This is a genomic window from Mycolicibacterium sp. lyk4-40-TYG-92, from assembly GCF_030209435.1.
Classification (GTDB): Bacteria; Actinomycetota; Actinomycetes; order Mycobacteriales; family Mycobacteriaceae; genus Mycobacterium.
In genome coordinates this window covers 249,372-274,093 of sequence record NZ_JARVRX010000014.1, presented here as the reverse complement: position 1 = coordinate 274,093, position 24,722 = coordinate 249,372, and the positions used below count along the sequence as shown (strand labels likewise).

Below are 24,722 nucleotides of genomic sequence, written 5' to 3'. Positions count from 1 at the left end.
TCGCCTGATGGCACGAAAGCGTCCGTTCAGTCATATCGCACCACGGCGCAAATGTTAAGTACTTGAGAAGTTTGGCCTAGCTGCCGGCCGGCTTCGGGGCGGCCAATTCGCGTAGGGACGACAGGAACAACTCGTCCATGCGGGGGCTCAACTCGGCCAGCGTGCCGGCACTGGCATAGCTGGCGGAACCGAAGACGCGTTCGAGCGCATCGGTCTCACCGGCGCCGCCGATGGAAAGGCACAGGCAGGCAACGCCGTCCACGCGCAGCTCTTCGAGCGCCTTGTGGGCGTCGGCTTCGGCGTAGCGGCCCTCGTAGCCGTCGTCGTAGGGGAATCCGTCGGACAAGACGAGGAGCAGCCGGTTTGGTGTACCCGCCTGTTCCTTGAGGATCTCGCCCGCGCCACGGATGGCGGCGCCCAGTCGCGTATAGCCCGACGGTTCAAGCTGATTCAGCCGGGCCCGTCCCACAGCGCCGAACCGCTGCCCGAACGGCTTGATGGCGGGCAGGTGGACGGCATGCCGGCCCTGCGACCGGAAGCCGTAGACGGCCACGCGGTCACCGAGCTCTTCGAGCACGGCGGCCATGGTGGCGGCTGCCCGGCGCTGGTGTTCGTGGACCGCCAGTCCGCCGGCGTCGGTTTCGGTGGCCGAACCCGAGGCGTCGACGAGGATGAGCACGCCCAGATTGCGGGAGAGCTTGCGCTGCTCCAGATAGACGTGTTCCGGGGGAGAGAAGCCGGAGCGCAGGTCGACGAACAGGTCGATCAGGGCTTCGATGTCCAGCTCGTCGCCGTCGGCCCGGCCGCGAAGGATCTTGGGGCCGAGTCCGATGCGCGACAGGCGCCGCCGCAGGATGTCGTCGTGCGGCACGCCCGCCGCCGCTACGTCGGCGGCCGCGGTGAGCGGGAAATCGATTACCCGACACCAATCCTCCTTGTACCGGCCCGCGAAGACGTCCCACTCCGGATGCAGGGCGCCGCCGACTCCCAGCGTGGCACCGGGACGGCCGTCGTCGGTGAACCGGATCTGCGTGGGCAGGGGTCGCGCGTCGGGACCGGCCGTGCCGACGCGGCGCACACTGCCGATCTGCATCTCGGCGCCGGCGTTGTCCTGCCCCTTCGACTTCGAACTGCCGAAGAGCTTGGACAGGAAGTCAGACATCGTTCGGGACGCCATCGGTGCTTCGAAGAGCTTGAGGATCTTGCTGTCCGCGGAGTCTTCTGCCTCCCCGTCCGATTCCTCCTCGTCCAGGTCTTCCAGGACGTCCGGAACCTCGAACTTGAGTTGGAGGTCCTTGTCGGTGGGCCGCGCGCCCGGACCCACCGGTGCGGCCAGCAGCCGGGAGGGCTTGATGACGCCGAACCAGTCCGGCGCGTCGTCGACGGTCCTGCGGCCCTTCGCGATTCGCAGTGACTCGTCGGAGTCGGCCGTAATCGGCTCCCCGGCACCGAGTTCGACGGCGAGTGGCAGTTCGCGGGCGAGGTCTGCCAGGACCCTGCGACCTTCCAGCGCCAGGTAGCGCCGCGCTATGGCGGGGCGGCCGCGGAGTGCCTTCGCGTTTGACGCATCAAGGCTTCCCGCACCCAGCAGGGCGCTCTGCAACAGCATCTCGCTGCGCTGCCGTGCCACCGGCCCAGCCGAGACATAGATGACATGACCGTCGGTGTGCGCGGATTCGCCGCCTCGTGCCTCGGCGATGTCGACCGGCCGGCCTGCGACATGGGTCGCGAGGAGCCGAAACTGCTGCGGGCCGGCGGAATCGGTCACGGCCGGGGGAGGACGGCGTCCGCGAGCTCGCCCAGCGCGCGGACGATGTCATGATCGTCGGAGAGCACCTTGACGACGGCCGACTGCACGGCGCTGCGCATACCCAGCCCTTCGGCGACGAGTTCGCCGGCCAGGATCAACATGCGGGTGGACGCCACTTCGCGAAGAGGTGAGCCGTCCAGGTTGCGGATCGCGTTGCCGAATTTCACCAAGCTGCGGGCGGTTTCGGCATCGATGCCCGCCTCGTGCATCACGATTTCCGTCTCGGCGGCCGCGGGCGGGAAGTCGAGTTCGATGGCGACGAATCGCTGCCGGGTCGACTCCTTGATGTTCTTCAGGACGCTCTGATACCCGGGGTTGTAGGAGATGACGAGCTGGAAGCCCGGTGCCGCGGGCAACGTGACGCCGAGGCGGTCGACCGGCAGCTCGCGGCGGTGGTCGGCCAGCGGGTGGATGACGACGGTGGTGTCCTGGCGCGCCTCCACGATCTCGTCGAGGTAGCAGATGGCGCCCTCGCGCACGGCACGAGTCAAAGGTCCGTCGACCCAGACGGTTTCACCGCCCTTGAGCAGGAATCGGCCCACCAGGTCCGCGGACGTCATGTCCTCATGGCCGGCGACGGTGATCAGGTCCCGCCCGAGTTCGTGGGCCATGGCCTCGACGAAGCGGGTCTTGCCGCATCCCGTCGGGCCTTTCAGCAGCATGGGCAGGCCGCGGCGGGACGCCGCCCGGAAAACCTCTACCTCGTCGCCGATGGCGCGGTAGAACGGTGCGCTCGGCACCGGTCTGACAACTGCAGAAGTGTTGTTCAACAAGTCATTTGCCCTTCTCGACGGGAACGAGTTTCGGAAGCGTGACACCCTCTGGCGTCACCAGCTGGCCGTGGATGTCGACGTAGCTCGAGTTCTGTAGCGGAATCGGGATCGACGGGTCGGGGCAGGCCCGGTCGGTGCCGTCGCCGCAGACACCCATCAGGAAATACGAGCGCTTCAACAGATCCTCGGGCCAGGGGTCCTGGTGCATGGCGAACCATTGGGCGGGCAGGTTGTACAACACGAAGAAGAACGCGCTGCAGGCGGCGAAAATCGCCAGAAAGCGCGTGATCTGTTGTGTCACAATGCCACCGCGTACGGTGTCCAGTCCGCGTTCGACGAAGGTGCGGCCGCGGTCGTCGGTGAAATAGCGCAGGCAGCACAGGCCCGCCTGAACGCCGCCCCACATGAGACCCTCGTAGATCGGCCATTGGTAGTACGTCCCAGGATTGACTGACAGGGCCCGGATGGCGCCGGGGTAGGTGAACAGCCCCATCGGCATGAGGAACAGGCCCTCGATCACGAAATCGAAGAAGAACGTCCAGACAATGACGACGCCGATGAGGCCGAGGGTGTTGATGCCCGGCCACTTCGCCTTTGCCTTGCGCATCACCCAGCAGCCCAGCATCGTGCACAGCAGGATGAAGCAGTAACCGGGTGCGTTCATCAGGAACGGTTCGGCCATCATGCGTCCGGGCTCGCCGAACGACATCCATCCGGGAACGTCCTGCACCCACGAACCGCGGTTCCACATCCAGGTGTTGTACGTGCTCCAGGTGTTGACGTAGTTCAGCAGCGGGTCCTGGAAGAACAGCAGGCCGCACGCGATCAGCAGCATGCCGTCGAGGGTGATGCGTCGCTCGCGCCGCCAGGGCCGGATGATGAACCACCACACCGCAACCGGCAGGCCGACGATGATGACGCCCGTCCAGGTGAACAGGATGGCCTTCATGTACATCGGGGGGTCGCTCGGGCCGGCGGGCACCCGCTCGAAGTTCGGTCCCGTCACCCACCTGGTCCATACGTAGAGCTGGAACGCCAGGATCGCGCCACCGACCGCGGCCCAGATCCGCACGGGCGTGATCTTGGGCGGTGTTCCGAGGGCCGCACCGCTGAGCGGTTCGGTGACAACCGCTTTTCTCTGTGAGAGATCACTCATGCGGCGTCACTTCCCGATCTGAACTGGGGCGTCCTTGGGCATCTCCTGGCCCGGCGGGAGCACGAGCTTGCCGTTGACGTCGATATAGCCGGAGCGCTTGGTCGGGATGGGCAGCACCGGGTTGGGGCACGGTGTGTGTTCGTCACAAACGCTCTGGCTGAAGTACGACCGCTTCTGGACGTCCTCGGGCCACGGGTCGGCATGCAGGCCGAACCACTGCGCGGGGACGTTGTAGAAGAAGAAGAACGCGCCGCTGCACGCGGCGAAGATCGCCAGGAACCGGACAAGTTGCTGCCGGAAGACGCCGCCGCGGACGTGGTCGAGGCCCCGTTCGACGACAGTGCGGCCGCGATCGTCGGTGAAGAACCGCAGACAGCACAACGCGGTCATGACGGCGCCCCACATGAGCCCCTCGTAGACGGGCCATTGGTAGTAGGTGCCGGCGTTGAACGACACCGCTTGAATCGCACCGGGGTAGACGAAGAGCCCGATCGGCAGCAGGATCAATCCCTCCATGACGAAGTCGAACAAGAAGCAGAAGGCGTATGTCGCCATGATCAATCGGAAGTTGCTGATGTTCGGCCAGCGCGACTTGATCTTGCGCATCGCCCAGCAGCCGACCATCAGGGTCACCAGCACCATGCCGTAGCCGGGCATGTTGATGGGAAGTGGTTCGCCCACTTGGTGTCCGGGCGATTCAGGGGAGACCCAGCTCGGGATGTTCGACGTCCAGGAGCCCATGTTCCAAATCCACATGTTGTACGTGCACCAGGTGTTGGTGTAATTGAGCAGGGGATCCTGGAAGAAGAACAGCGCGCACGACACGAACAGCATGCCGTCGAGCGTGATGCGGCGCTCACGCAGCCACGGCCTGATGAGGAACCACCACACGGCGGCGGGGAAGCCCACCACCATGAAGGCGCAGTTCACCATCAGCATGACCTTCATGTATGTCGGTGGATCCGTCGGACCGGCGGGCACGCGGGTGAAATACGGCCCGGTGACCCAACGGGTCCAGACATAGACCTGGAACAGCAGCAGGGCGCCACCGAAGAACGCCCAGATCTTGACCGGCGTCGACGGGGCTTGGCTGCCAACGAGATTCGCGGTTCCGCCCAGCGACTCGGTGACAGTGGATTTCTTGCTCAGCATTTCACTCACGAGGCCTCCTCGAGTTCGTGTTGCCTTGAAGATACCAATGAGTATCTGAGTTTCCAATGGGAATCTTGGAATCTGTGGCAGAATTTTTCCATGGTGGAGCGGTGGACGCGGGAACGGCGACTGGAACACACGCGGTCGCTGCTGCTGGATGCGGCTGAGGACGTCTTCGCCGAAAAGGGCTTCACACCAGCGACTCTCGATGAGATCGCGTCCGTCGCCGGCTATACCAAGGGCGCCATCTACAAGCATTTCGCCACCAAGGAAGACCTGTTCCTGGCGGTCAACGACCGCTACTGGCGCCAGTACTTCGACAAGTTCGCCGAAGTGATGTCGCGGTCGGAGCGCGTCGGGGCGCATGAGCGGGACGAGATCGCCGAGCGCTGGCTCGAGCTCAGTCGCGGCCGTGGCGCCGAACACGCCGCGCTGGGTTATGAATTCACCCTCTATCTGCTGCGCAACCCCGAAGTGCGAGACCGCGTGGCGGCCAGGCGATCGGAGGTGGTCGAGGCACTGGCCGGCTTCATCGTCGAAGGTGTCGACCGCCTGGGGGGCACGCTCCTGATTCCCGCGTCGACTTTCGCGCAGATTCTGCTGGCCACCAGCGACGCCATCGTGTTGAGTAACGAGCTCGACGGCGTCGACCTGTTCCGGCCGGTCGTCGACATGTACGTCTCGGCCATCAAGTTCGCCTGACACCCGCTCCGGGCTGAATATCAACTACTTGTCATTGAGGCACCGGGCAGATACCGTCGGCTGTGAAGTCACCTCGAGAAGGAGTGCGCCATGGCTCGGTTTCCCAAGCCGCCCGAGGGCAGTTGGACCGAACACTATCCGCGGCTGGGCACCGACCCGGTGTCGTACGAGGACTCGATCAGCCCCGAGCAGTTCGAGATCGAACGCAAAGCGGTGTTCAAGCGGGCGTGGCTGAATGTCGGTCGCGTCGAACAACTTCCGCGCAAGGGCAGCTACTTCACCAAAGAACTCAAGGTGGTGAACACCTCGATCATCGTGGTGCGCAACAACGCCGGCGAGGTGAAGGCGTTTCACAACATCTGCCGGCACCGGGGCAACAAGCTGGTGTGGAACGACATGCCGCTGGAGGAGACCAAGGGGTTCTGTAAGCAGTTCACCTGCAAGTACCACGCCTGGCGGTACGACCTCGACGGCAATCTGACGTTCGTGCAGCAGGAGGGCGAGTTCTTCGACCTCGATAAGGAGCGGTACGGCCTGGTGCCCGTGCACTGCGACGTCTGGGAAGGCTTCATCTTCGTCAACTTCGCGCCCGAACCCGAGCAGTCGCTGCGTGATTTCCTGGGCCCCATGATCCTGGGCCTGGAGGGTTATCCGTTCGAGAAGTTGACCTCGAAGTTCACGTATCGCTCTGAGGTCAAAGCGAATTGGAAACTCTACATGGATGCGTTCCAGGAGTTCTACCACGCACCCGTGCTGCATGCGAACCAGTCGCCGACCAACTATTCGGCGGCGGCGGCGCAGGCCGGTTTCGAGGCGCCGCACTACCGCATCGACGGGCCGCACCGTCTCGTCAGCACGTCCGGGGTGCGGGTATGGGAGATGGGCGCAGAGATGCGCAAGCCCATGGAGGACATCTGCCAGAGCGGGCTGTTCGGGCCGTGGGACTCACCGGACCTTGGGGAGATGCCCGCCGGCCTCAATCCGGCGAAATGTGATCCGTGGGGCCTGGATTCGTTCCAGTTGTTCCCCAACTTCGTCGTGCTGTTCTGGGGCCAGGGCTGGTATCTGACCTACCACTACTGGCCGACGTCGTACAACACCCACACCTTCGAATGCACGCTGTATTTCCCGCCGGCACGCAGTCCGCGCGAGCGCATCGGCCAGGAGCTCGCGGCGGTGACATTCAAGGAATACGGCCTGCAGGACGCCAACACATTGGAGGCCACGCAGTCGATGATCGAGTCCCGCACCGTCGACGAATTCCTGCTGTGCGACCAGGAGGTGCTGATCCGGCACCTGCACCACGAGACCGCAGCTTGGATCGAGGACTACCAGCGCAAGACCGCGGGGGTGTGAGCATGACGGTGAAGCTGCCGGCCGAATTCGCCGACCTGGAAACGTTTTCCGAGTGGTGCCTGCCGACGGAGGCGCAGCGCTATGCCAAGCGGCTGGACAGCTCCATGGCGCAGATGCAGGCGTTCTACGATGCGATAACACCGCGGGCGGAAGACGCCATCGCGTTCTGCGACAAGTTCAGTCTCGATGACATGCCCGAGGATGTCCTGAACCTCATGCACCTGCTGTACTCCATGATCATGGTGTCGTTCCCCGTGGAGTGCTGGAAGCAGCCTCGGGTTCCCGACTCCGGAGCCACGAAACTCGACTGCGTCTACGAACCGGTCCCATGACGGCACTCACCGTCCTGCGCGCCGCCCGCTGGGCCGACGTCGACACCGGCGAGGTGCGGTCGCCGGCCGTGATCCTGGTCGAGGGCGACCGCATCAAGGCCGTCAATCCCGTTGAACCGGTGCCGGATTCGGCAGAAGTCGTCGACCTCGGCGACGTGACGCTGCTGCCGGGTCTGATGGACATGGAGCTCAACCTGCTCATCGGCGGGCCCGGCGGGCCGGAAGGGCTGCCCAGCCCGATGCACGGTGTGCAGGACGATCCGGCGTATCGCACGCTACGCGGTGCCGTCAACGCGCGCACCACGCTGGACGCCGGATTCACCACCGTGCGCAACCTCGGGCTGATGGTCAAGACCGGCGGCTACCTGCTGGATGTCGCGCTGATGCGGGCGATCGAGCAGGGCTGGCATGCCGGGCCCCGGATCTACCCGGCCGGCCACGCCGTCACGCCCTACGGAGGTCACCTGGACCCGACGGTGTTCCAGCGCCTGGCGCCGGGCATCATGCCGCTGTCCGTCGGGGAGGGCATCGCCAATGGCGTCGACGAGGTCCGCGCCTGCGTGCGCTACCAGGTCCGGCACGGCGCCAAGCTGATCAAGGTGTCGGCCTCCGGCGGGGTGATGTCGCACAGCACCGCCCCGGGTGCCCAGCAGTACTCCGACGACGAGTTCGCCGCGATCGCCGACGAGGCGCATCGAGCCGGGGTGCGCGTGGCCGCACACGCGGTGGGGGACAGTGCGATCCGGGCCTGCATCCGTGCCGGCATCGACTGCATCGAACACGGCTTCCTGGCGAGCGACGACACCATCAAGCTGATGGCCGACACCGGCACCTTCCTGGTGTCGACGACCTACCTCACCGAGGCGATGGCGATCGATCGCATCGCGCCCGAGCTGCGCAAGAAAGCCGAGGTGGTGTTTCCTCGGGCGCAGGCGATGCTGCCGAAGGCCATCGCCGCCGGGGTCCGCATCGCCTGCGGAACCGATGCACCGGCGGTACCACACGGGCAGAACGCGAAAGAGCTGTGCGCGCTGGTCTCCCGCGGCATGACGCCGATGCAGGCCATCCGCGCCGCGACCGTCACGAGCGCCGAACTCATCGACGCCGACGATGAGCTCGGCCGCTTGGCCCCCGGCTTCCTCGCGGACATCGTGGCTGTCCCCGGGGACGTGTCCAGCGATATCGCCAGTACGCTGGACGTGCGCTTCGTGATGAAAGCGGGGCAGATCTTCAAGCAGGTCGATGGAGGTGCGTAGTGGACCTGGACGAGAACCTCCTCTGGCATCTCAAGCAGGCGTTCTACTTCTCGCTGACATCGGTGAACGAGGCCGTCAGCGGTCATGGCGTCAGCACCGCCCAGATCGGTGTGCTGCGCCAACTCGCCAACGAGCCGGGGCTGTCCGGCGCGGATCTGGCCCGCCGGCTGCTCATCACGCCGCAGGGCGTGCAGTTGGCGCTCAAGGCGCTCGAGGATCGTGGGCTCGTGGAACGCAAGACGGACCCGCAGCATGCCCGCATCCTGCAGGCCTTCCTGACGGAGCAGGGGCGCAAGACCGCGGCGGCTGTTGTCAGTGACGCCGTCGAGGCGCACGAAGCGGTGTTCGGTGTGCTCACCGCCGACGAGCAGGAGACCCTGAAGCGACTGCTGACGCGCGTCGTAGAACAGGGCACCGGGCACAAGCTCATTGCCGACCACATCGGGGACTGAGTAGTACTGCGCCTCGATCACAATGTCGGTCTGAGAGCGTCCTCAACCGTATATAGCCCCAACCGCGCTCTGAGGCCGACATTGTGTCAGCGGCGAGCCACGCGCAAGAGAATGTTCCAAGTATCAAGCACTTGATACTAATAACAAGTACTTGATACTCTCGACGAGATGGCTGATCTTGTGGACGATTTCGCGTCACTGCGCATCAAGCGGGTGGTGCGGGAAACCGGCGACGCCGTGTCGCTGGTTCTCGACATCCCCGAAGACTGCGCGCCCCGATTCCGTTACCAGGCAGGGCAATTCCTGACCCTGCGGGTGCAGGTGGACGGCGACCAGCACCGGCGGTGCTACTCGATGTCGTCGTCCCCCCACAACGGCGACGACCTGCAGATCACGATCAAACGTGACGGCGGCGGCCTGGTCTCGAACTGGCTCAACGACACCGCCGCGGCCGGCGATCGCATCGATGCCGCGCCGCCCGAAGGGCGATTCGTGCTGGGCGACGGGGAGCGCGACATCGTCGCCTTCGCCGGCGGCAGCGGGATCACGCCGATCCACTCATTGATCGGCGCCGCACTCGCCGGAACCTCGCGGCGCATCCGGTTGTTCTATGCCAACCGCAGCCGCGAATCGGTGATCTTCGCCGATTCCCTTGCCGCACTGGCCGAGTCCCATCCTGACCGGTTGACAGTGCGTCACCACCTCGACGACGTCGACGGCATCGTGCGGCCGGAGGCCATCGCGTCCTTCATCGCCGACGCCGATGACGCGGAGTACTACATCTGCGGGCCCGGGCCTTTCATGGACGCGGTGGAATCCGCTGTCATGCAGACGGGGACGCCGCGCAGCCGAATTCACCTGGAGCGCTTCCAGATCGCTGAGGTCACCGCTGAGGATGCGGCCGCCTCGGTCACCGAGGAAGTCGCCATCGAACTCGACCGCCGCAAGACGACCGTCGAGTACCGGGCGGGGAACACCCTGCTGCAGACGGCCCGAATCGCCGGGTTGCGGGCGCCGTCGTCGTGCGAAACCGGTTCCTGCGGAACATGTATGGCGCGCATCGTCGAGGGCAGTGCGCGCATGCTCAACAACGATGCCCTCGACGACGACGAGGTCGCCGACGGCTGGGTCCTGACCTGCCAGTCCCTGCCGACCAGCAGGACTGTCCGAGTGGTTTACGAGTAGGAGTGCACATGACACGCGTGGCTGTGGTGACCGGTGGTGCGTCGGGCATGGGTGAGGCGGCCTGCCATGAGCTGGGGCGGCGGGGACACAAGGTCGCCGTCCTCGACCTCAATGGTGAAGCGGCGCAGCGGGTCGCCGAAGCGTTGCGCGCCGACGGGGTCGAAGCGCTCGGGATCGCCGCCGACGTCAGCAACCGCGTTTCCGTGGAGGACGCCTTCGCCAAGGTGCGCAGCGAGTTCGGGCCGGTGCACATCCTGGTCACCAGTGCCGGTGTGGTCGATTTCGCGGCCTTCACCGACATCACCGTGGCTTCGTGGCAGCGGCTGATCGACGTCAATCTGACCGGCACGTTCCACTGTTGTCAGGTCGCGATACCCGACATGCTGGCGGCGGGGTGGGGTCGCATCGTGATGATCTCGTCGTCGAGCGCGCAGCGTGGGTCGCCAGGGATGGCGCACTACGCCGCATCGAAGGGCGCGCTGCTGTCGCTGACGAAATCGCTTGCCCGCGAATATGGCCCGGCCGGAATCACTGTGAACAACGTGCCGCCGTCGGGCATCGAGACTCCCATGCAGCACCAATCTCAGGCGGCGGGAAACCTGCCCCCGAATGAGCAGATGGCGGCCAGCATCCCCGTCGGACATCTAGGTACCGGTGACGACATCGCCGCTGCGGTCGGCTTCTTGTGCTCGCCGGAGGCCGGCTTCATCACCGGGCAGACCCTCGGTGTCAACGGCGGGGCCGTGATGTGACGGCAGGCGATGTGATGGAACAACTTCGAGGAGGAGTTCATGGCTAAGTGGCCCAAGCCCGCGGAAGGCAGCTGGACCGAGCACTATCCAGAACTCGGCACCGGGCCGATTTCGTTCCGCGACTCGACCTCGCCGGAGTTCTACGAACTCGAGCGCGAAGCGGTCTTCAAACGTGCGTGGCTCAACGTCGGGCGGATCGAGGAAGTGCCCCGCGTCGGCAGTTACTTCACCAAGGAGATCGACGCCGCCAGGACGTCGGTGATCGTGGTGAAAGGCAAGGACCAACAGATCCGCGCCTTCTACAACATCTGCCGCCACCGCGGAAACAAGCTGGTGTGGAACGACTTTCCGAACGAGGAGACCAGGGGCGGGTGCCGGCAGTTCACCTGCAAGTACCACGGCTGGCGGTACGACCTCAAAGGCGACCTGACGTTCGTGCAGCAGGAGGGCGAGTTCTTCGGGCTGGACAGCTCGCGGTACGGCCTCAAGCCCGTGCACTGTGACGTGTGGAACGGCTTCATCTTCATCAACTTCGATCCCGAGCCGCAGTGGACCCTGCGCGAGTTCCTCGGCCCTATGATCACGGCGCTCGACGACTATCCGTTCGGGTTGATGACCGAGCGTTACGACTTTGCGGCGGAGAACAACAGCAACTGGAAGATCTTCGCCGATGCGTTCCAGGAGTACTACCACGTCCCGTCGTTGCACTCCCAGCAGGTGCCGAGCGCGGTGCGTCAACCAAATGCCTCCTTCGAGTGCGGCCACTTCCAGATCGACGGGCCGCACCGCCTCGTGTCGACCGCGGGTACCCGGCGCTGGAAGCTCGATCCGGACTACATGTACCCGGTCGAGCGGATCACCCGCAGCGGCCTGGTGGGCCCGTGGCGTACCCCGGAGACCCACTTCTCGGCAGGCCTCAACCCGGGCGGCATCGAACCGTGGGGCATCACGAACTTCCAGATCTTCCCCAATCTCGAGATCCTGATCTACCACGGCTGGTATCTGCTGTACCGGTACTGGCCGACGTCGCACAATACCCATAAGTTCGAGGCGTACAACGCTTTTCACCCGGCACGGACCGTGCGCGAGCGCATCGAGCACGAGGTCGCCTCGGTGGTGCTCAAGGAGTTCGCGCTGCAGGACGCCGGCATGCTCGGCGGCACCCAGGCCGCGCTGGAGTACGACGTCGTCGACGACTACCCGCTGTCCGATCAGGAGATCCTGGTTCGGCATCTGCACAAGGTGTCTGTCGACTGGGTCGAGCGGTACAAGGCCCAGCGGACCCCGGTGGGGGTGTGATCATGGCGGAAACCAAACTTCCCAGCGCCTTCGCCGAGTTCGAATCGTTCGCCGAGAAGTGGTGCCTGGCAACCGAACCCGAACGCTGGGAAATGCGCCTCAACACTCCGATGGCCGAAATCCGGGAGTTCTACGACGCCTTCACGCCGCGCTTCGAAGAAGCCATCGACTACTGCGACAAGTTCGGCCTCGAGGATCTGCCGGACGATGCGCTCAACCTGCTGCACCTCATCTACTCGATGATCATGGTGTCGATGGCCGTCGAGATCTTCGGTACCCAGAAGCCCGCCGACTCGGCCGACGCCGTCATGAATCGCATCGGGGCGCCGGTGCCGTGAGCGTCCTGACCATCAACAAGCTCACGTCGTCGGTCGGGGCGGAAGTGATCGGCATCGACGCCGAACGACTGGCCACCGACGGTGCGCTGGCCACGGCAGTCCTGGATGCCTTGGAAGACAACGGCGTTCTGGTCTTTCGGGGTCTGCGGCTTGATCCGCAGCAGCAGGTTGCGTTTTGCCGTCGGCTCGGACCTGTCGATTACTCCGCGGACGGGCACCATCGGGTGGCGGGCATCTACCCGATCACCCTCGACACGTCGAAGAACGCCTCGGCGGCTTATTTGCGGGCGACGTTCGACTGGCACATCGACGGTTGCACACCCATCGAGGACACGTGCCCGCAGAAGGCGACCGTCCTCTCGGCTGTCGCGGTGGCGGACGCCGGCGGGGAGACCGAGTTCGCGAATTCCTATGGTGCGTATGACGAATTGAGCGGCGAGGAACAGCAGCGGTACGGGCAGCTGCGGGTGGTGCATTCGCTGGAGGCATCGCAACGCCGCGTCACACCCGACCCGTCGCCGGAGATGCTGGCGGTGTGGCGGTCGCGGCGCACCCACGAGCACCCTTTGGTCTGGACGCACCGCAGCGGACGCAAGTCGCTGGTCCTTGGTGCGTCGGCGGACTACGTCGTCGGCATGGATCCGGATGAGGGGCGAGCGCTGCTTGCCGAATTGCTGGAGCGCGCCACGGCGCCCGACAAGGTGTACAGCCACACGTGGTCGGTGGGGGACACCGTCATCTGGGACAACCGCGGGGTGTTGCACCGCGCCGCGCCTTACGACCCTGGATCGCCGCGGGAGATGCTGCGCACCACCGTGCTCGGAGACGAACCGATCCAATGAGCGTCAGCCGCATTGACGCCGACGACGTCCTGTGGAAATCTAATCACCATATTTGAGAATCACATTCTCATGTGATCTTGCTTGAATGGAGGACAGGTGTCGGAAGACCTCACCGCGGTCGACTTCTTCCGGGATGATCGGCTGACCGACGACCCGTACCCGTTTTACGCGGCCCTGCGCAACAAGTGCCCCGTGGCGCGTGAAGAGCACCACGGCGTCACGATGGTCACCGGCTGGCAGGAGGCGGTCGATGTCTACAACGACGCCGACACCTTCTCGTCGTGCATCTCGGTGACGGGCCCGTTCCCGGGCTTTCCGGTACCGCTCGAGGGTGACGATGTCACCGAACTCATCGAGAAGCACCGCGACGAGATTCCGTACAGCGACCAGCTGCCCACGCTGGACCCGCCGACGCACACCAATCACCGCGCTCTGCTGATGCGGCTGATCACCCCCAAGCGCCTCAAGGAGAACGAGGACGCGATGTGGCGGATCGCCGACGACATGCTGGGTGAGTTTCTGGCGCCCGGCGCGGGCGAGTTCATCAAGGGGTTTGCCGGGCCGTTCACGCTGCGCGTCATCGCCGACCTCCTGGGGGTTCCCGACGAGGACTGCCCCGAATTGCTCGAGCGCCTCGCGAAGGGCACTCACGGCGGCGGGCTGGGCAGCACCGACGAAAAGACGCTGTCCAAAACGCCTTTCGAGTATCTCTACGAGGCCTTCGCGGTGTACGTCGAGGACCGCCGCCGCGAACCCCGCGACGACGTGTTGACGGGTCTGGCGACCGCCACGTTCCCCGACGGCACCATGCCGACGGTGGACGACGTGGTGCGCGTGGCCACGAATGTGTTCTCGGCCGGTCAGGAGACGACTGTCCGGCTGCTCAGCACGGCGCTGAAGGTAATCGGGGAGCGCCCCGACATCCAGGCCAGACTGCGCGAAGACCGCAGTCTGCTACCGAATTTCATCGAGGAGTGCCTGCGCATAGAGAGTCCCGTCAAGGGCGACTTCCGGCTCTCGCGGGTGCCGACCACGATCGGTGACGAGGCGATCGGCGCGGGCTGCACGCTGATGGTGATCAATGGCGCGGCCAACCGCGACCCGCGGCGGTTCGAGGATCCCGACACCTTCGATGCCGAGCGCAAGAACGCCCGCCAGCATCTGGCATTCGGGCGCGGCATCCACAGCTGCCCAGGTGCGCCGTTGGCGCGGGCCGAGACCCGCGTGGCACTGGAACGTCTTCTGGACCGGACCTCTGACATCCGCATCTCCGAGGCACACCACGGGCCGGCGGGAAACCGCCGTTACCAATACATTCCGACCTACATCCTGCGTGGCATCATCGACCTCCATCTCGAATTCGATCCTGCCGGGAGCGCGTCATGAAGGTTGTCGTCGACGAGGACCGGTGCCGTGGGCACGGCATGTGCCTCACGCTGTGTCCCGATGTTTTCAGCATGACCGACGACGGTTATGCGGTCGCCGACCCCGCGGAGATCGGCCCCGATCTCGAGGTAGCGGTTCGCGATGCCATCACGAACTGCCCGGAACAAGCAATCGTCGAGAAGAACGACTAGTCAAGGAGATTCGAGTGGCCAAGGGATATGTGATCCTGACCGAGGACGTCAAGGATCCTGCCGGCATGGCGGAGTACGCCAAGCTGGCCGGCAAGGCGATGTCGTCCGCGACGATCGTGTCGGTGGACCAGAATCCCCAGGTGCTCGAGGGCAGCTGGCACGGTAACCAGACCGTCGTGCTGGAGTTCGAGTCGGTGGATGCCGCGCGGGCCTGGTACGAGTCCGACGCGTACCAGGCGGCGGCGAAGGTCCGCCAGTCGGCCGCGGACTGCAACGCCGTGATCCTGTCGGGCTTCGGGGCCTGACAGGGGCCGGCAGTCAGCGGGCCTCAGCCCGCTGACCACCCGCCGTCGGCCGCCACGATCGCGCCGTTGACGAATGCGGCGGCGTCGGAGGCCAGGAAGACGATCACATCGGCCATCTGCTCGGGCAGGGCGATGTTCGGGGCCGCCGAGATGATGGGCGTCAGGCGGGCCTGCCCGGTCTCGTCGAATCCGCTGATGCTGCCGGTGATTCCGGTCAATGTGGGTCCGGGCAGGATCGCGTTGCACCGAATCCCGTCCTTGGCGTAGGACCAGGCGATGCTGCGGGTCAGGCCGATGACGCCGTGCTTAGAGGCGGTGTACGCGGCGCCCGCCGTGCCACCGCGTACCCCGGCGGCCGAGCCGGTGTTGACGATGACGCCGCGCTGTTGGTTCAGCATGTGGGGGAGCACCGCGTGCGTCACGATAAACGTGCCGGTCAGATTGATCCGGATGACCCGGTCCCATTCGGCGAGCGTGGTATCGGCCGGTAGCGCCATGGTGTCGATGACGCCCGCGTTGTTGGACAGCACATCGATGTGGCCGAAGGCGTCGAGGGCCGCGGTAACCGCGTGCGCTACGGATTCCTCGTCGGCGATATCCGCGGCGATGGCGACGGCGGCGTCGCCGATCAACGCGGCGGTTTCGCCGGCTGCGTCACCGTTGATGTCGGTGGCGACGACGCGCGCGCCCGCCTTGGCGAATGCCAGGGCGGTGGCGCGTCCGATACCCGAGCCCGCACCTGTGATCACGACGACGCGGTCCTCGAATCCTTCTTTCATACAAGGCCTTTCATGCGTGGCAGGGTCAGTGGCAGGTCATTGTAGGTGGCAATTCCCGGCGCGGCGGCGACAACCGCCGGGACGGCGTTGACGGCGGGCATCGCGGTCATGATGTGGCCGAGGGTCATGAACTCCGCCATTGTCGTCGCCTGGAAATCCGGCGGTGGCAGGAAGTTCACCTTCATGGTGACGGTCGGGCGGCCGTCGATGGTGATGGTCCAGGCGTCGGCGTCGAGCTGCCAATCAGGTTCCAGGGACTGGCCTTTTCGCCAGCGCACCTTGAGTTCGACGACGACCTTACCGCCTACCGCACCCTGCCAGCTCGCCGCGACACCCGCGACGCAGCCTTTCCCGATGGTCCAAGACCCCAGGTCGAGATCGGCTGTCGTCTGGGCGTATTCGGCTTCGCACCGGACCTCGTCGAGTTCGACGCCGAGCGAGTCGGCGAGCAGCCGTACCGCCTCGCCGAAGATCGCGGTACCCGCGGCGGCCATCGGCGACAGGTCCGGCGAATCGATCGGCATGCCGAAGCCGCAAGGGATTTCGGTGGCGGGGGAGTCGTAGAACGTGGTGTCGGCGCATTCGGCGATGGTCACCTTGTCGACGCGGTCGCACGCCATCGCGCCGACGATCGCCAGCAGCTCGGCAAAACCCGGGCTGACCCCGGAGCCGAACATGGTCGAGCCGCCGACCCGGCAGGCCTCGATGATGCGGTCCCGGTCGCGACCGAGGTTGTGTCCGGTGATGAACGATGCGGTCGTGACAACATTCACGCCGGCTTCCAGGATGCGCACCACTTCGTCAACATCGATCCACATCGGGTTGTAGACCACACAGTCCGGCTTCTGCGCCAGCAGGGCGTCGACGTCGTTGGTGGCCGCTACGCCGACCGGATCGACCCCGCACAGCTCACCGACGTCGACCCCGACCTTGTCCGGTGACCAGGCGTAACAGCCGACGAGTTCGAGGTCCGGATGCGCGGCAAGGGCTTTGACCGAGCTCTTGCCGACGTTCCCGGTGGTCCATTGGACGACGCGGTAGGGCTTCATGCGGGATCCTCCATGATCGATATGGCCTGGCGCGGGCATTGGCGGACCGCTTCGAGGATGCGATCCCGGTTGGCCGGCGTCACCTCGTCCGCCAGGATGTGCAGGTAGTCCTGGTCGTCGAGATGGAACACTTCGGGGATGATGGCGTCACAGACGCCGTTGCTCTCGCAGAGCCCGAAGTCGACACTGACCTTGCTCATCGCAGCACCCGTACCGGGATGTTCTGCCAGCCCATCACGTTCTGCATGTGGACGCGTTGACAACCGTCCCAATCGATTTCGTAGCGCGGCATGAAATCCAGCAGGGCCTCCAGCGCGACGGCACTCTCCATACGTGCCAGTGCCGCTCCCAGACAACTGTGAATGCCGTATCCGAATCCGAGGTTCTGGGCTTCGGTGTGGTTGCGGTCGATGTCGAAGGTGTCCGGTTCGGTCCACGCCTCGGGATCGCGGTTGGCTGAACCGCCGAGCAGGAAGACCGGTGCACCCTCGGGAATCGTCGTACCGTGCAGATGCACGTCTTTCATGCTGCGGCGCACGTTGTACTGTGCCGGCGCCTCGTACCGCAAGAGTTCCTCGACAGCGGCGGGAATCTTGCTGCGGTCGCTGCGCAGCTTCTGCCACTGCTCGGGATGCCGGGCGAAAAGGTATACGGCGTTACCGACCAGCTTGGTCACGGTCTCGGCACCCGCGCCGCCCAACAGCGAGGCGAATCCGGCGATTTCGTAGTCCTCGAGCTTGGTGACCGTTCCGTCTTCGCGTTCGGTCTCGGCGGCGAGAAGGCGGCTGATCAAGTCGTCGCCGGGTACTTCCTTGCGCTGGCGCGCGAGCTCGAAATAGAAAGCCGCGCTGTCGAGGTAAGCCTGGATACCGTGTTCGGAGGTTTCGACCTGGCCGATCTCGCGGTGCAGCGATTCATCGATCCAATACCGGACCTGCTGGGCCTGCTCATCGGGGACGCCCATCATGTTGGTGATCACTTCGACCGGAAACGGTCCGGTGAAGTCCTGGACGGCGTCGAATCCGTCGGGGTCGAGTCGGTGCAGGTACTTGTCGATTTTGGCCCGGACCATGTCGCGCTGGGACTGGATCGCGCGCGGAGTGAACACCTTGTTCAGCAGGCTGCGGATGTGCCGGTGTTCGGGCGGATCCATGAAGATGATCATTCGCATGTTGCCCGGCAATTCGAGTCCGGTACGCACCTGTGCGAGATCGGTGCCGTACGCCGACGAGTAGGTCTCGAAGTCGCGGTAGGCGGGAGCGACGTCCTCGTGCCGGGACAGCGCGTAGAAGTCGTGTTCCTCGCTGTAGTACACAGGTGCTTCCGTGCGCATTCGCCGGTAGGTCTCCCACGGTCCGTTGAAGAAGTCCTCGGAGAACGGGTCGAACACGAGTTTCGTTGCGGTCATGCGGTGTTGCTCCCCCCCGTCGGCGCCATGCCGGTGTCGATGATGGTGTCGAGGACACCCAGACCGGTGCCCAACTCAGCTGCGGTGGCCCGGGCCGTCGCGACGTCCTTGCTCAGGAACTCGCCGACGACCGCACGGAACGAGGCTGCCGAACCCGCTCGCGCGATGCTGTCCAGCGCGCGGCTGCCTGCGCTCGCGTGGGGCAGTGCCGCCAGCAGTGTCGGTTCCGGAACACCGAGCTGTTCACCGAGTTCGACTGCGGCGCTGATCAACCCGATCTGGGCGGCGAACAATGCGTTGTTGATCAGCTTGACTCGCTGACCGGCGCCCGGCGGACCGGCGTGGACGATGGGGTCGCCATAGCTGGCCAGCACCGGCCGGGCCCGCTCGAGTGCGGCGTCGGACCCGCCGACGAACAACGTGAGCCGGCCCGCGGCGATGTCGTGTGGCCCGCCGCTGACGGGGGCGTCGATGACGTCGATCCCGCGGGCGGCAATGGCTTCAGTGGTGTGCGGGCTGCCGGTGGTGTGGATGACCAGGACGGTGCTTGCGCGCAGCTCTGGCGTCAGGGCGTCGACGACGGTCCGGACCTGCTCGTCGGTGAAGACACAGAGGATCACCGCGTCGGCGTCCGCGCTGACGGCGGCCAGATCGGCAACCGGTGTCGCGCCGAGTTCGGTTATGGCAGTGCTCTTCTCCCGAGAACGGGCCAGGACATTCACCTGGTGGCCGGCTGCGACGAGGCGGCGGACCATGGCGCCACCCATGCGCCCCGCGCCGACGAAGCCGACCGTGCTCACCGGGTACGACCCATCAAACCCAGTGCGGCGTCGGCGGATTCGAGTACCGCGCCCGGCGTGGCACCGGCGGTCTCGGCGAGGTCCGCGATCAGGCCGACGTCCTTCTTCAGCAGGTCCGCCGCCACGGACTTGAGGACGTCCAGGCTGCCGCCGAATTGCGCGATACGGCCGAGCGCGAAGCTGTTTGCCGAACCCTGCGTGATCACCTCGGCGAGGCGGTCCACTGGCACACCCAGTGCCGCGCCGAGGTCCAGCGTCGACTTCGCCGTCGCGATGTGGGCCGTGAAGAGCAGGTTGTTCAGGAGCTTGGTCACCTGCCCGGATCCGACGCCGCCGAGGTGGACTATCGGCTCGGCATAGGTGGCGAACACCGGGCGGCAGCGTGCCACGACGTCCGGATCGCCACCGATCATGACCAGGAGCCGACCTTCGGCAGCCGCCGGCCCGCCACCGCTCACCGGTGCGTCGATCACCGAAACACCCTTGGCTGCTGCGGTTTCCGCCAGCTCTCGGCAGGTGTCGGGGTGGACGGTGCTGTGGATGGCAATCACGCAGCCTGGCGCCAACCCGGCGAGGACACCGTCGTCGCCTTCCAATACCTGGCGGACGTCGTCGTCTCCGACCACGCAGACGCAGACCAGATCGCTGACGGCGGCCAACTCGGCGGGTGTCTCGACGACCTTGGCCGCCGTGTCGGCGAATGGTTCGACGGAGACCGGCCGCCGGGCCCACAACGTCAGCGGATAGCCGGCCGCCACGATGCGGCGCGCCATCGGCGCCCCCTGGCTGCCGAGACCGATGAACCCGACTCGCACTAACCGACCTCCAATGTGACCGTGGTACCGGCCTGGGTGGCCAGACACTCCTCGATGAACGCCAGGATGGTGAGGTGGTAGGCCGCGGCCCCTACCGAGACACTGATGTTGTGGCCGGCCCCGACCTGCCGGTGGACCGTCACACGCGGTGCGGCGGTGAACAATCCGCTGATGGCCGCGAGGGCATCGGGATCCGATTGCCACACCCGCTCGTGTTCGGCGACGGTGAAGTGCACGGGCACCTGAACGTCGGCGGCCAGCGCCGGGAAGTCGTTGCGGGGCCAATCCTGGACCATCGCCGCTTCGTACCGGGCGCCGCTGCGGGCGTTTGGCGTGTTCGTCAGCGGCGGATACAGCTCCGCCGGCTGCCACAGCAGTTCGCGCAACCCGGGCGGCCGGTGGGTGACCGACGCCGACTTGAGCATCTCCAGTGCGGCGGCCTCATAACGCAGACCTGTGCCGGCCAGTGCGATGCCGAAAACGTCCGCCCGGTCGGCTCTTTCGTCGACCGCCATGCGCAAGGCCAGTTCGCACCCGTTGGAGTGGCCGAGCAGGAAAACGCCGGCGCCGCGATCGCGCGGTCCCAGCATGGCGTCGACCGCGCCGTAGGCCAGCGCAACCCTCTGCGCCGGCTGCCCGACCGCGTCCGGGTAGGCGCCGGATGCCCCGTATCCGGGGCGGTCGAGGGCGACGACGGTATACCCGAGCGCTGCCGCGGTGCGCAGCAGAGACAATCGTGGGTGGCCAGGGCAATCGAAATACGCTGCGCTGCTGCCACCCCCGTGCACCGCGACGATGACGGCGCGTGGCGTTTCCGCTTCGGCGAGCAGTCCCGACATCATGACGTCGCCGACGCGGACCATCCGCGGCACGGGGCTGACGGGCGATCCGCTTGCGCTACTCGCCGCGCTCATGAGTCGGTCCGCAGGAGGAGCACCCCGCTGGGGGTGAGGCCACCGCTGCTGACCACCGCGACGCGGGCGTCGGCGACCTGACGTTCGCCGGCCTCGCCGCGCAACTGCGAGATGGCCTCGTAGACCAGGCCCATGCCGTGGGTGCGGCCATGCGAGAGCTGACCGCCGTGGGTGTTCAGGGGCAGCACGCCATCGCGGGCGATGTTGGTGCCGCCGTCGAGGAAGTCCTTGGCCTCCCCGATACCGCAGAAGCCGAGCGCTTCGATCCAGGACAGGCAGTTGAACGTGAACCCGTCGTAGAGTTCGGCGACGTCAACATCCTTGGGCCGCAGACTGGTTCGGGTCCACAGGTGCGCGGCCTGGCCGAGCACCTGCGGCTCGTGGGTCAGCGTGCTCTGGTCCCACTCGATCGGTTCGAGGATCTGGGTGCCCACCGCTTCGACGCGGATCGGCGGTTTGGCCGTGTCGCGGGCCACGTCGACCGCCGACACGATGACGGCGATCGACGCGTCGCACGGCACGTCGCAGTCGTAGAGCCCGAACGGCGTGGTGATCGGCCGGGCGCTGCGGTAGTCGTCCATGGTCATCGGATCGCGGTAGATCGCCGTCGGGTTCAGCGCGGCATTCGCCCGCTGGTTCAACGCGATCCAGCCGAGCGTCTCCTTGGTTGTGCCGTAGCGGTGCATGTGGCGTTGCGCGTTCTGCGCCAGCGTGTGTGCGGCCGACGTCGCGCCGAACGGCATCTGCCAGCTGGTGGTCCGGGTTCCACCCATCGGTGCGGCCTTGCCCTGCTTCATGAGTTCGTCATAGGTGGCCTGCCACAGGGTGCGGAAGCACAGCACATGACGGGCCAGCCCGCCGGCGACGGCCAGCATGGCCGCGATGACGGAGCCGCCGGGCCCGAATGTCTCAGGACCGCCGTTGTACCAGGTCGGTTTGAGGCCCAGCGCAGTTTCCAGCGCGGTGACCCCGCCCTCGCCGAACGGGCCGGGGAGACCGGCGCCGGGCCAGGTGGACAGCCCGTCGATGTCGCCGATGGTCAGTCCTGCGTCGGCGATGGCGTTCTCGCATGCCTCGATGGTCAGCGCCAGCGGGTCCAGCATGAGACGGCGGCCCATCTGCGAGGCACCGATACCGGTGATCGCAGCCTTGTCCTCGAACTTCTCGGTGGTGATCATCGGGCGCACATGTTTGGCGAAGTCCTGCGGTTCGATGGCGTCGGTCGGCAGCGGGGCCAGCGCCGGCTGGTCGGCGACCGGACGGAACAGCGGCAGCCACACGTCCTCGTGCTGTTCGAAGACGACTTCCACCTGCTGGCCCAGGGCCAGCTGTTCGGGATCGCAGTCGACGATGTTGGTGGTCAGTCGAACTCGCGGATCTTCTACCAGAGCCACCTGGGCGACCACGTAGGGTGCCGGCAGCCCGGGAATGCTGAATCGTTCGTTGAGCGTGAAGCCGATGAGGGTCGCGAGACCGGATACCTGGCGGACGCCCATTTTTCGCTCGCGGCAGTACCGGCAGACCGGCGCCGGGGGATGGATCAGCGCATTGCAGTTCTCGCATTCGGTGAAGCGCAGCGCACCGTCGGCCCCTGCGGTCCAATAGAACTCGTTCTCGGGCGTCACCTGCGGCAGTGGCATGCGAGTCAACGGACAAATCCCCATTCTGCTTCGTTGGCTTCGGTCTCGGGGTGTGGCTCAGGTGCCTCGCCGGGAAGCGGCACGGATGTGGGCACCACGATCGGGCCGCCGGCCATGTCGATGATGGCGTGCACCGGGCAGTCCAGCAGCGCGCGCAGCACCGCGGGCTGGTCCGCCTCGGGCACCTCGCCGGTGCCGACGAGTGACGCGTATCCCCAGTCGTCGAGGGAGAAGTACGACGGCGCGTGCTTGGCGCAGACGCCGAACCCGTCGCACATCGTCCGGTCCAGGCGGATCTTCATGCCGTCATCACCGCCTCCACTTCGTAGGGACGCATGGTGATGAATTCTCCGGATTGGCATGCCGGGCAACCATTCTCCAGATGACGCACCACATCGTCGGGAAAGTGACCGAGGAGACTGGCCGCCATGTTGGCCGCACCGTCCAGTGTCGCGCACGCGCCGCGCCCACGCAGTTCCCGGGACCACCGCCGCAGTCGTGCGATGTCGTCACCCGTTGCGACGCCGTCGCGCAGGCCCGCTGCGGCAGCGGCCATCGCCGCGGTGCCGTTGAAGCACGACCCGCACTGCCCGGCGTTCTCCCGGTCGAAATACGCCAGCACCGACGCGGCGACCGCTACCGGGCAGTCGCCGTTCAGGATCGAGATGGCGCCGCAGCCCAGACCGCTACCCAGTTGGCGCAGCGTGTCATGGTCTAGTGTCGCGTCCCGCACGCCGGGACCCAGGAGGCCGGCGAAGTAGCCGCCCATCAGGGCGCCTGTTGCCATTTCGGCCGGCACACCGTGGAATTCGAGCATGTCGGCGAATCTGACGCCGTGCGGCAGCTCATAGAGGGCAGGTGACCGGCCCGTTCCGGTGATGGTCGCCAGGAACGTACCCGGTGAGGCTGCGGTGCCGATCGCCTTGAAGTCCGCCCCGCCATGGGCATGGATGTAGGGGAGGTTTGCCAGGGTCTCCACATTGCTGACCAGCGTGGGCAGCGCGCCGACACCCTGTTCGAACGGGCGCGGTGGTTTGTCGGTTGGCTTGGCCGGGCCGCCGTTGATGGCGCGGACGGCAGCGGTCTCCTCGCCGGCAACGTACCCCGGCGCGACAGTCACGACTTCGACAGCCGATCTCGGGTTACGCTGCGCGACAGCGGCTTCCACACTGGCCGCAGCGGCGGGGTCGGACACGTAGACGTACGTGCGCTGGGCGCCGACGATGGTCGCCGCCAGCCGTAACCCGTCCAGCACCAGATGCGGCCGGTTGCGCAGCAGCCAGCGGTCTTTGATGGACGCCGGCTCGCCCTCTTCGCCGTTGGCGACGACGACGGCTCCGCCCCGGTCACTTCCGCCCGCCCGGACCGAACGCAGTTTGACCGCCATGGGGAATGCGGCGCCACCTCGGCCGCGGAGCCCGGAGCGCTCGACCTGGTCGAGCAGATGCTGGGGATCGGCGAGATCGCGGTAGCCGCCGGCCGCGACGTAGTCGTGATAAGTCTCACCGCCATCACGCAGCAGCCGAGGTATGAGCCCCGGCCAGGCGGCCACCGTTAGGCTGACCGGCATGCGCACGGCGGTGGTACGGGTGGATGTCGACCCGGCGGGTGAACTCACGTCCGAGCAGTTAGCGGACGGCATGACGGTCCTCAAGCAGCTTGCCGCCGCGGCGGGTCTGGACGTGCTCGACGTGGATCTGGCAGCAATGCCGACCCGGCGCCGCCAGGTGCAACTGCTGATTGCCGGACGTGAGCCGGACTCCGGTGTTGCCCTGTGCGCCAAGGCGTTCGGCACCGCACCGGAACTCGGTGTCGTCACCTACGTCAGTCGTGGGACCGATGACGACGCGCACGGCGTGCTGGCGCGATTCGGGATCACCGGAGAAGTGGCACGCGAACCCGGCGCCGAAGGCTTCGACATCGTCACCGTGACTGTGGCCGAAGTCGATCTGGAACGGATTCCCGAGAGCCGCATCCACACGGCGCTGGAGGCGTCGCTGAATTGTGAGGTGCACATCCGCACGGTGTGA

28 protein-coding genes are annotated in these 24,722 nt (G+C 66.0%); 14 read left to right on the top strand and 14 right to left on the bottom strand.

What is annotated here, in order from left to right; genetic code table 11:
* Positions 1-76: 76 nt before the first annotated feature.
* Genes QRN63_RS21100 through QRN63_RS21085 form a run of 4 tightly spaced genes read right to left on the bottom strand, consistent with a single transcriptional unit; the run spans position 77 to position 4,900 of the window.
* On the bottom strand, positions 77-1,768 hold the full coding sequence (locus tag QRN63_RS21100; RefSeq protein WP_285032579.1) for a nitric oxide reductase activation protein NorD: 1,692 nt from the start codon (positions 1,766-1,768) through the stop codon (positions 77-79).
* Positions 1,765-2,583: a CbbQ/NirQ/NorQ/GpvN family protein gene (locus QRN63_RS21095; RefSeq protein ID WP_285032578.1), complete on the bottom strand. Its 819-nt coding sequence runs from the start codon at positions 2,581-2,583 to the stop codon at positions 1,765-1,767. The genes QRN63_RS21100 and QRN63_RS21095 overlap by 4 nt, the downstream gene beginning before the upstream one ends.
* A gap of 1 nt (position 2,584) precedes the next feature.
* Positions 2,585-3,739: a spirocyclase AveC family protein gene (locus QRN63_RS21090; RefSeq protein ID WP_285032577.1), complete on the bottom strand. Its 1,155-nt coding sequence runs from the start codon at positions 3,737-3,739 to the stop codon at positions 2,585-2,587.
* Positions 3,740-3,745: 6 nt separating this feature from the next.
* The gene (locus tag QRN63_RS21085) at positions 3,746-4,900 is read right to left on the bottom strand and encodes a spirocyclase AveC family protein (RefSeq protein ID WP_285032576.1); all 1,155 of its coding nucleotides are present in this window, start codon (positions 4,898-4,900) and stop codon (positions 3,746-3,748) included.
* Positions 4,901-4,990: 90 nt separating this feature from the next.
* Between QRN63_RS21085 and QRN63_RS21080 the strand changes: the two genes are divergently transcribed.
* From QRN63_RS21080 to QRN63_RS21020, 13 genes are all read left to right on the top strand, one after another.
* Complete coding sequence (locus tag QRN63_RS21080) at positions 4,991-5,593, top strand: TetR/AcrR family transcriptional regulator (RefSeq protein ID WP_267316398.1); 603 nt, start codon at positions 4,991-4,993, stop codon at positions 5,591-5,593.
* Positions 5,594-5,683: 90 nt separating this feature from the next.
* Complete coding sequence (locus tag QRN63_RS21075) at positions 5,684-6,949, top strand: aromatic ring-hydroxylating oxygenase subunit alpha (RefSeq protein WP_285032575.1); 1,266 nt, start codon at positions 5,684-5,686, stop codon at positions 6,947-6,949.
* A gap of 2 nt (positions 6,950-6,951) precedes the next feature.
* Positions 6,952-7,281, top strand: coding sequence for a hypothetical protein (locus QRN63_RS21070; protein WP_285032574.1), 330 nt, complete (start codon positions 6,952-6,954; stop codon positions 7,279-7,281).
* Positions 7,278-8,537 (top strand): metal-dependent hydrolase family protein, encoded by a 1,260-nt coding sequence (locus QRN63_RS21065; protein ID WP_285032573.1) that lies wholly within the window; start codon positions 7,278-7,280, stop codon positions 8,535-8,537. The genes QRN63_RS21070 and QRN63_RS21065 overlap by 4 nt, the downstream gene beginning before the upstream one ends.
* Positions 8,537-8,989 carry a MarR family winged helix-turn-helix transcriptional regulator gene (locus tag QRN63_RS21060; protein WP_267316402.1) on the top strand — a complete coding sequence of 151 codons (453 nt, stop codon included), beginning with the start codon at positions 8,537-8,539 and terminating at the stop codon, positions 8,987-8,989. The genes QRN63_RS21065 and QRN63_RS21060 overlap by 1 nt, the downstream gene beginning before the upstream one ends.
* Positions 8,990-9,157: 168 nt before the next feature.
* Positions 9,158-10,174, top strand: coding sequence for a ferredoxin--NADP reductase (locus QRN63_RS21055; protein ID WP_285032572.1), 1,017 nt, complete (start codon positions 9,158-9,160; stop codon positions 10,172-10,174).
* Between the two features lie 8 nt (positions 10,175-10,182).
* Positions 10,183-10,926: an SDR family NAD(P)-dependent oxidoreductase gene (locus QRN63_RS21050; RefSeq protein ID WP_285032571.1), complete on the top strand. Its 744-nt coding sequence runs from the start codon at positions 10,183-10,185 to the stop codon at positions 10,924-10,926.
* Between the two features lie 39 nt (positions 10,927-10,965).
* Entirely contained in the window at positions 10,966-12,225 is a 1,260-nt protein-coding gene (locus QRN63_RS21045) for an aromatic ring-hydroxylating oxygenase subunit alpha (RefSeq protein ID WP_285032570.1), read from the top strand.
* A gap of 2 nt (positions 12,226-12,227) precedes the next feature.
* Positions 12,228-12,563: a hypothetical protein gene (locus QRN63_RS21040; RefSeq protein WP_267316406.1), complete on the top strand. Its 336-nt coding sequence runs from the start codon at positions 12,228-12,230 to the stop codon at positions 12,561-12,563.
* Positions 12,560-13,405: a TauD/TfdA dioxygenase family protein gene (locus QRN63_RS21035; protein WP_285032569.1), complete on the top strand. Its 846-nt coding sequence runs from the start codon at positions 12,560-12,562 to the stop codon at positions 13,403-13,405. Before QRN63_RS21040 ends, QRN63_RS21035 begins: the two co-directional genes overlap by 4 nt.
* Before the next feature lie 96 nt (positions 13,406-13,501).
* The gene (locus QRN63_RS21030; RefSeq protein WP_267316408.1) at positions 13,502-14,791 is read left to right on the top strand and encodes a cytochrome P450; all 1,290 of its coding nucleotides are present in this window, start codon (positions 13,502-13,504) and stop codon (positions 14,789-14,791) included.
* Positions 14,788-14,982 carry a ferredoxin gene (locus QRN63_RS21025; protein ID WP_267316409.1) on the top strand — a complete coding sequence of 65 codons (195 nt, stop codon included), beginning with the start codon at positions 14,788-14,790 and terminating at the stop codon, positions 14,980-14,982. Before QRN63_RS21030 ends, QRN63_RS21025 begins: the two co-directional genes overlap by 4 nt.
* Positions 14,983-14,996: 14 nt before the next feature.
* A complete protein-coding gene (locus QRN63_RS21020) occupies positions 14,997-15,287 on the top strand; it encodes a DUF1330 domain-containing protein (protein WP_020102581.1) in 291 nt (96 codons plus the stop codon).
* Between the two features lie 23 nt (positions 15,288-15,310).
* On the opposite strand, the gene QRN63_RS21015 is transcribed toward QRN63_RS21020, so the two are convergent.
* Genes QRN63_RS21015 through QRN63_RS20970 form a run of 10 tightly spaced genes read right to left on the bottom strand, consistent with a single transcriptional unit; the run spans position 15,311 to position 24,262 of the window.
* Complete coding sequence (locus QRN63_RS21015; RefSeq protein WP_285032568.1) at positions 15,311-16,066, bottom strand: SDR family NAD(P)-dependent oxidoreductase; 756 nt, start codon at positions 16,064-16,066, stop codon at positions 15,311-15,313.
* The gene (locus QRN63_RS21010; RefSeq protein ID WP_285032567.1) at positions 16,063-17,115 is read right to left on the bottom strand and encodes an NAD(P)H-dependent amine dehydrogenase family protein; all 1,053 of its coding nucleotides are present in this window, start codon (positions 17,113-17,115) and stop codon (positions 16,063-16,065) included. The genes QRN63_RS21015 and QRN63_RS21010 overlap by 4 nt, the downstream gene beginning before the upstream one ends.
* Positions 17,112-17,315: a ferredoxin gene (locus tag QRN63_RS21005; protein ID WP_285032566.1), complete on the bottom strand. Its 204-nt coding sequence runs from the start codon at positions 17,313-17,315 to the stop codon at positions 17,112-17,114. The genes QRN63_RS21010 and QRN63_RS21005 overlap by 4 nt, the downstream gene beginning before the upstream one ends.
* Entirely contained in the window at positions 17,312-18,523 is a 1,212-nt protein-coding gene (locus tag QRN63_RS21000) for a cytochrome P450 (protein ID WP_267316413.1), read from the bottom strand. The genes QRN63_RS21005 and QRN63_RS21000 overlap by 4 nt, the downstream gene beginning before the upstream one ends.
* On the bottom strand, positions 18,520-19,323 hold the full coding sequence (locus QRN63_RS20995) for an NAD(P)-dependent oxidoreductase (protein ID WP_285032565.1): 804 nt from the start codon (positions 19,321-19,323) through the stop codon (positions 18,520-18,522). The genes QRN63_RS21000 and QRN63_RS20995 overlap by 4 nt, the downstream gene beginning before the upstream one ends.
* Positions 19,320-20,138 carry an NAD(P)-dependent oxidoreductase gene (locus QRN63_RS20990; RefSeq protein WP_285032564.1) on the bottom strand — a complete coding sequence of 273 codons (819 nt, stop codon included), beginning with the start codon at positions 20,136-20,138 and terminating at the stop codon, positions 19,320-19,322. The genes QRN63_RS20995 and QRN63_RS20990 overlap by 4 nt, the downstream gene beginning before the upstream one ends.
* The gene (locus tag QRN63_RS20985) at positions 20,138-21,052 is read right to left on the bottom strand and encodes an alpha/beta hydrolase (RefSeq protein ID WP_285032563.1); all 915 of its coding nucleotides are present in this window, start codon (positions 21,050-21,052) and stop codon (positions 20,138-20,140) included. The genes QRN63_RS20990 and QRN63_RS20985 overlap by 1 nt, the downstream gene beginning before the upstream one ends.
* Positions 21,049-22,692, bottom strand: coding sequence for a thiolase C-terminal domain-containing protein (locus QRN63_RS20980; RefSeq protein ID WP_285032562.1), 1,644 nt, complete (start codon positions 22,690-22,692; stop codon positions 21,049-21,051). Before QRN63_RS20980 ends, QRN63_RS20985 begins: the two co-directional genes overlap by 4 nt.
* 5 nt (positions 22,693-22,697) lie before the next feature.
* Positions 22,698-22,994, bottom strand: coding sequence for a ferredoxin (locus tag QRN63_RS20975; protein ID WP_285032561.1), 297 nt, complete (start codon positions 22,992-22,994; stop codon positions 22,698-22,700).
* Positions 22,991-24,262 carry an NADH-ubiquinone oxidoreductase-F iron-sulfur binding region domain-containing protein gene (locus tag QRN63_RS20970; RefSeq protein WP_285032560.1) on the bottom strand — a complete coding sequence of 424 codons (1,272 nt, stop codon included), beginning with the start codon at positions 24,260-24,262 and terminating at the stop codon, positions 22,991-22,993. Before QRN63_RS20970 ends, QRN63_RS20975 begins: the two co-directional genes overlap by 4 nt.
* Here QRN63_RS20970 and QRN63_RS20965 point away from each other — a divergent pair.
* On the top strand, positions 24,261-24,722 hold the full coding sequence (locus tag QRN63_RS20965) for a hypothetical protein (protein WP_285032559.1): 462 nt from the start codon (positions 24,261-24,263) through the stop codon (positions 24,720-24,722). The genes QRN63_RS20970 and QRN63_RS20965 overlap by 2 nt on opposite strands.

Excerpts from the sequence above, each read along its gene's own strand:
- QRN63_RS21090 (WP_285032577.1), bottom strand. The coding sequence starts at position 3,739 with ATGAGTGATCTCTCACAGAGAAAAGCGGTTGTCACCGAACCGCTCAGC.
- QRN63_RS21080 (WP_267316398.1), top strand. The coding sequence starts at position 4,991 with ATGGTGGAGCGGTGGACGCGGGAACGGCGACTGGAACACACGCGGTCG.
- QRN63_RS21075 (WP_285032575.1), top strand. The coding sequence starts at position 5,684 with ATGGCTCGGTTTCCCAAGCCGCCCGAGGGCAGTTGGACCGAACACTAT.
- QRN63_RS21070 (WP_285032574.1), top strand. The coding sequence starts at position 6,952 with ATGACGGTGAAGCTGCCGGCCGAATTCGCCGACCTGGAAACGTTTTCC.
- QRN63_RS21065 (WP_285032573.1), top strand. The coding sequence starts at position 7,278 with ATGACGGCACTCACCGTCCTGCGCGCCGCCCGCTGGGCCGACGTCGAC.
- QRN63_RS21055 (WP_285032572.1), top strand. The coding sequence starts at position 9,158 with ATGGCTGATCTTGTGGACGATTTCGCGTCACTGCGCATCAAGCGGGTG.
- QRN63_RS21050 (WP_285032571.1), top strand. The coding sequence starts at position 10,183 with ATGACACGCGTGGCTGTGGTGACCGGTGGTGCGTCGGGCATGGGTGAG.
- QRN63_RS21045 (WP_285032570.1), top strand. The coding sequence starts at position 10,966 with ATGGCTAAGTGGCCCAAGCCCGCGGAAGGCAGCTGGACCGAGCACTAT.
- QRN63_RS21040 (WP_267316406.1), top strand. The coding sequence starts at position 12,228 with ATGGCGGAAACCAAACTTCCCAGCGCCTTCGCCGAGTTCGAATCGTTC.
- QRN63_RS21025 (WP_267316409.1), top strand. The coding sequence starts at position 14,788 with ATGAAGGTTGTCGTCGACGAGGACCGGTGCCGTGGGCACGGCATGTGC.
- QRN63_RS21015 (WP_285032568.1), bottom strand. The coding sequence starts at position 16,066 with ATGAAAGAAGGATTCGAGGACCGCGTCGTCGTGATCACAGGTGCGGGC.
- QRN63_RS21010 (WP_285032567.1), bottom strand. The coding sequence starts at position 17,115 with ATGAAGCCCTACCGCGTCGTCCAATGGACCACCGGGAACGTCGGCAAG.
- QRN63_RS21005 (WP_285032566.1), bottom strand. The coding sequence starts at position 17,315 with ATGAGCAAGGTCAGTGTCGACTTCGGGCTCTGCGAGAGCAACGGCGTC.
- QRN63_RS21000 (WP_267316413.1), bottom strand. The coding sequence starts at position 18,523 with ATGACCGCAACGAAACTCGTGTTCGACCCGTTCTCCGAGGACTTCTTC.
- QRN63_RS20985 (WP_285032563.1), bottom strand. The coding sequence starts at position 21,052 with ATGAGCGCGGCGAGTAGCGCAAGCGGATCGCCCGTCAGCCCCGTGCCG.
- QRN63_RS20980 (WP_285032562.1), bottom strand. The coding sequence starts at position 22,692 with ATGCCACTGCCGCAGGTGACGCCCGAGAACGAGTTCTATTGGACCGCA.
- QRN63_RS20975 (WP_285032561.1), bottom strand. The coding sequence starts at position 22,994 with ATGAAGATCCGCCTGGACCGGACGATGTGCGACGGGTTCGGCGTCTGC.
- QRN63_RS20965 (WP_285032559.1), top strand. The coding sequence starts at position 24,261 with ATGCGCACGGCGGTGGTACGGGTGGATGTCGACCCGGCGGGTGAACTC.
- QRN63_RS20970 (WP_285032560.1), bottom strand. The coding sequence starts at position 24,262 with ATGCCGGTCAGCCTAACGGTGGCCGCCTGGCCGGGGCTCATACCTCGG.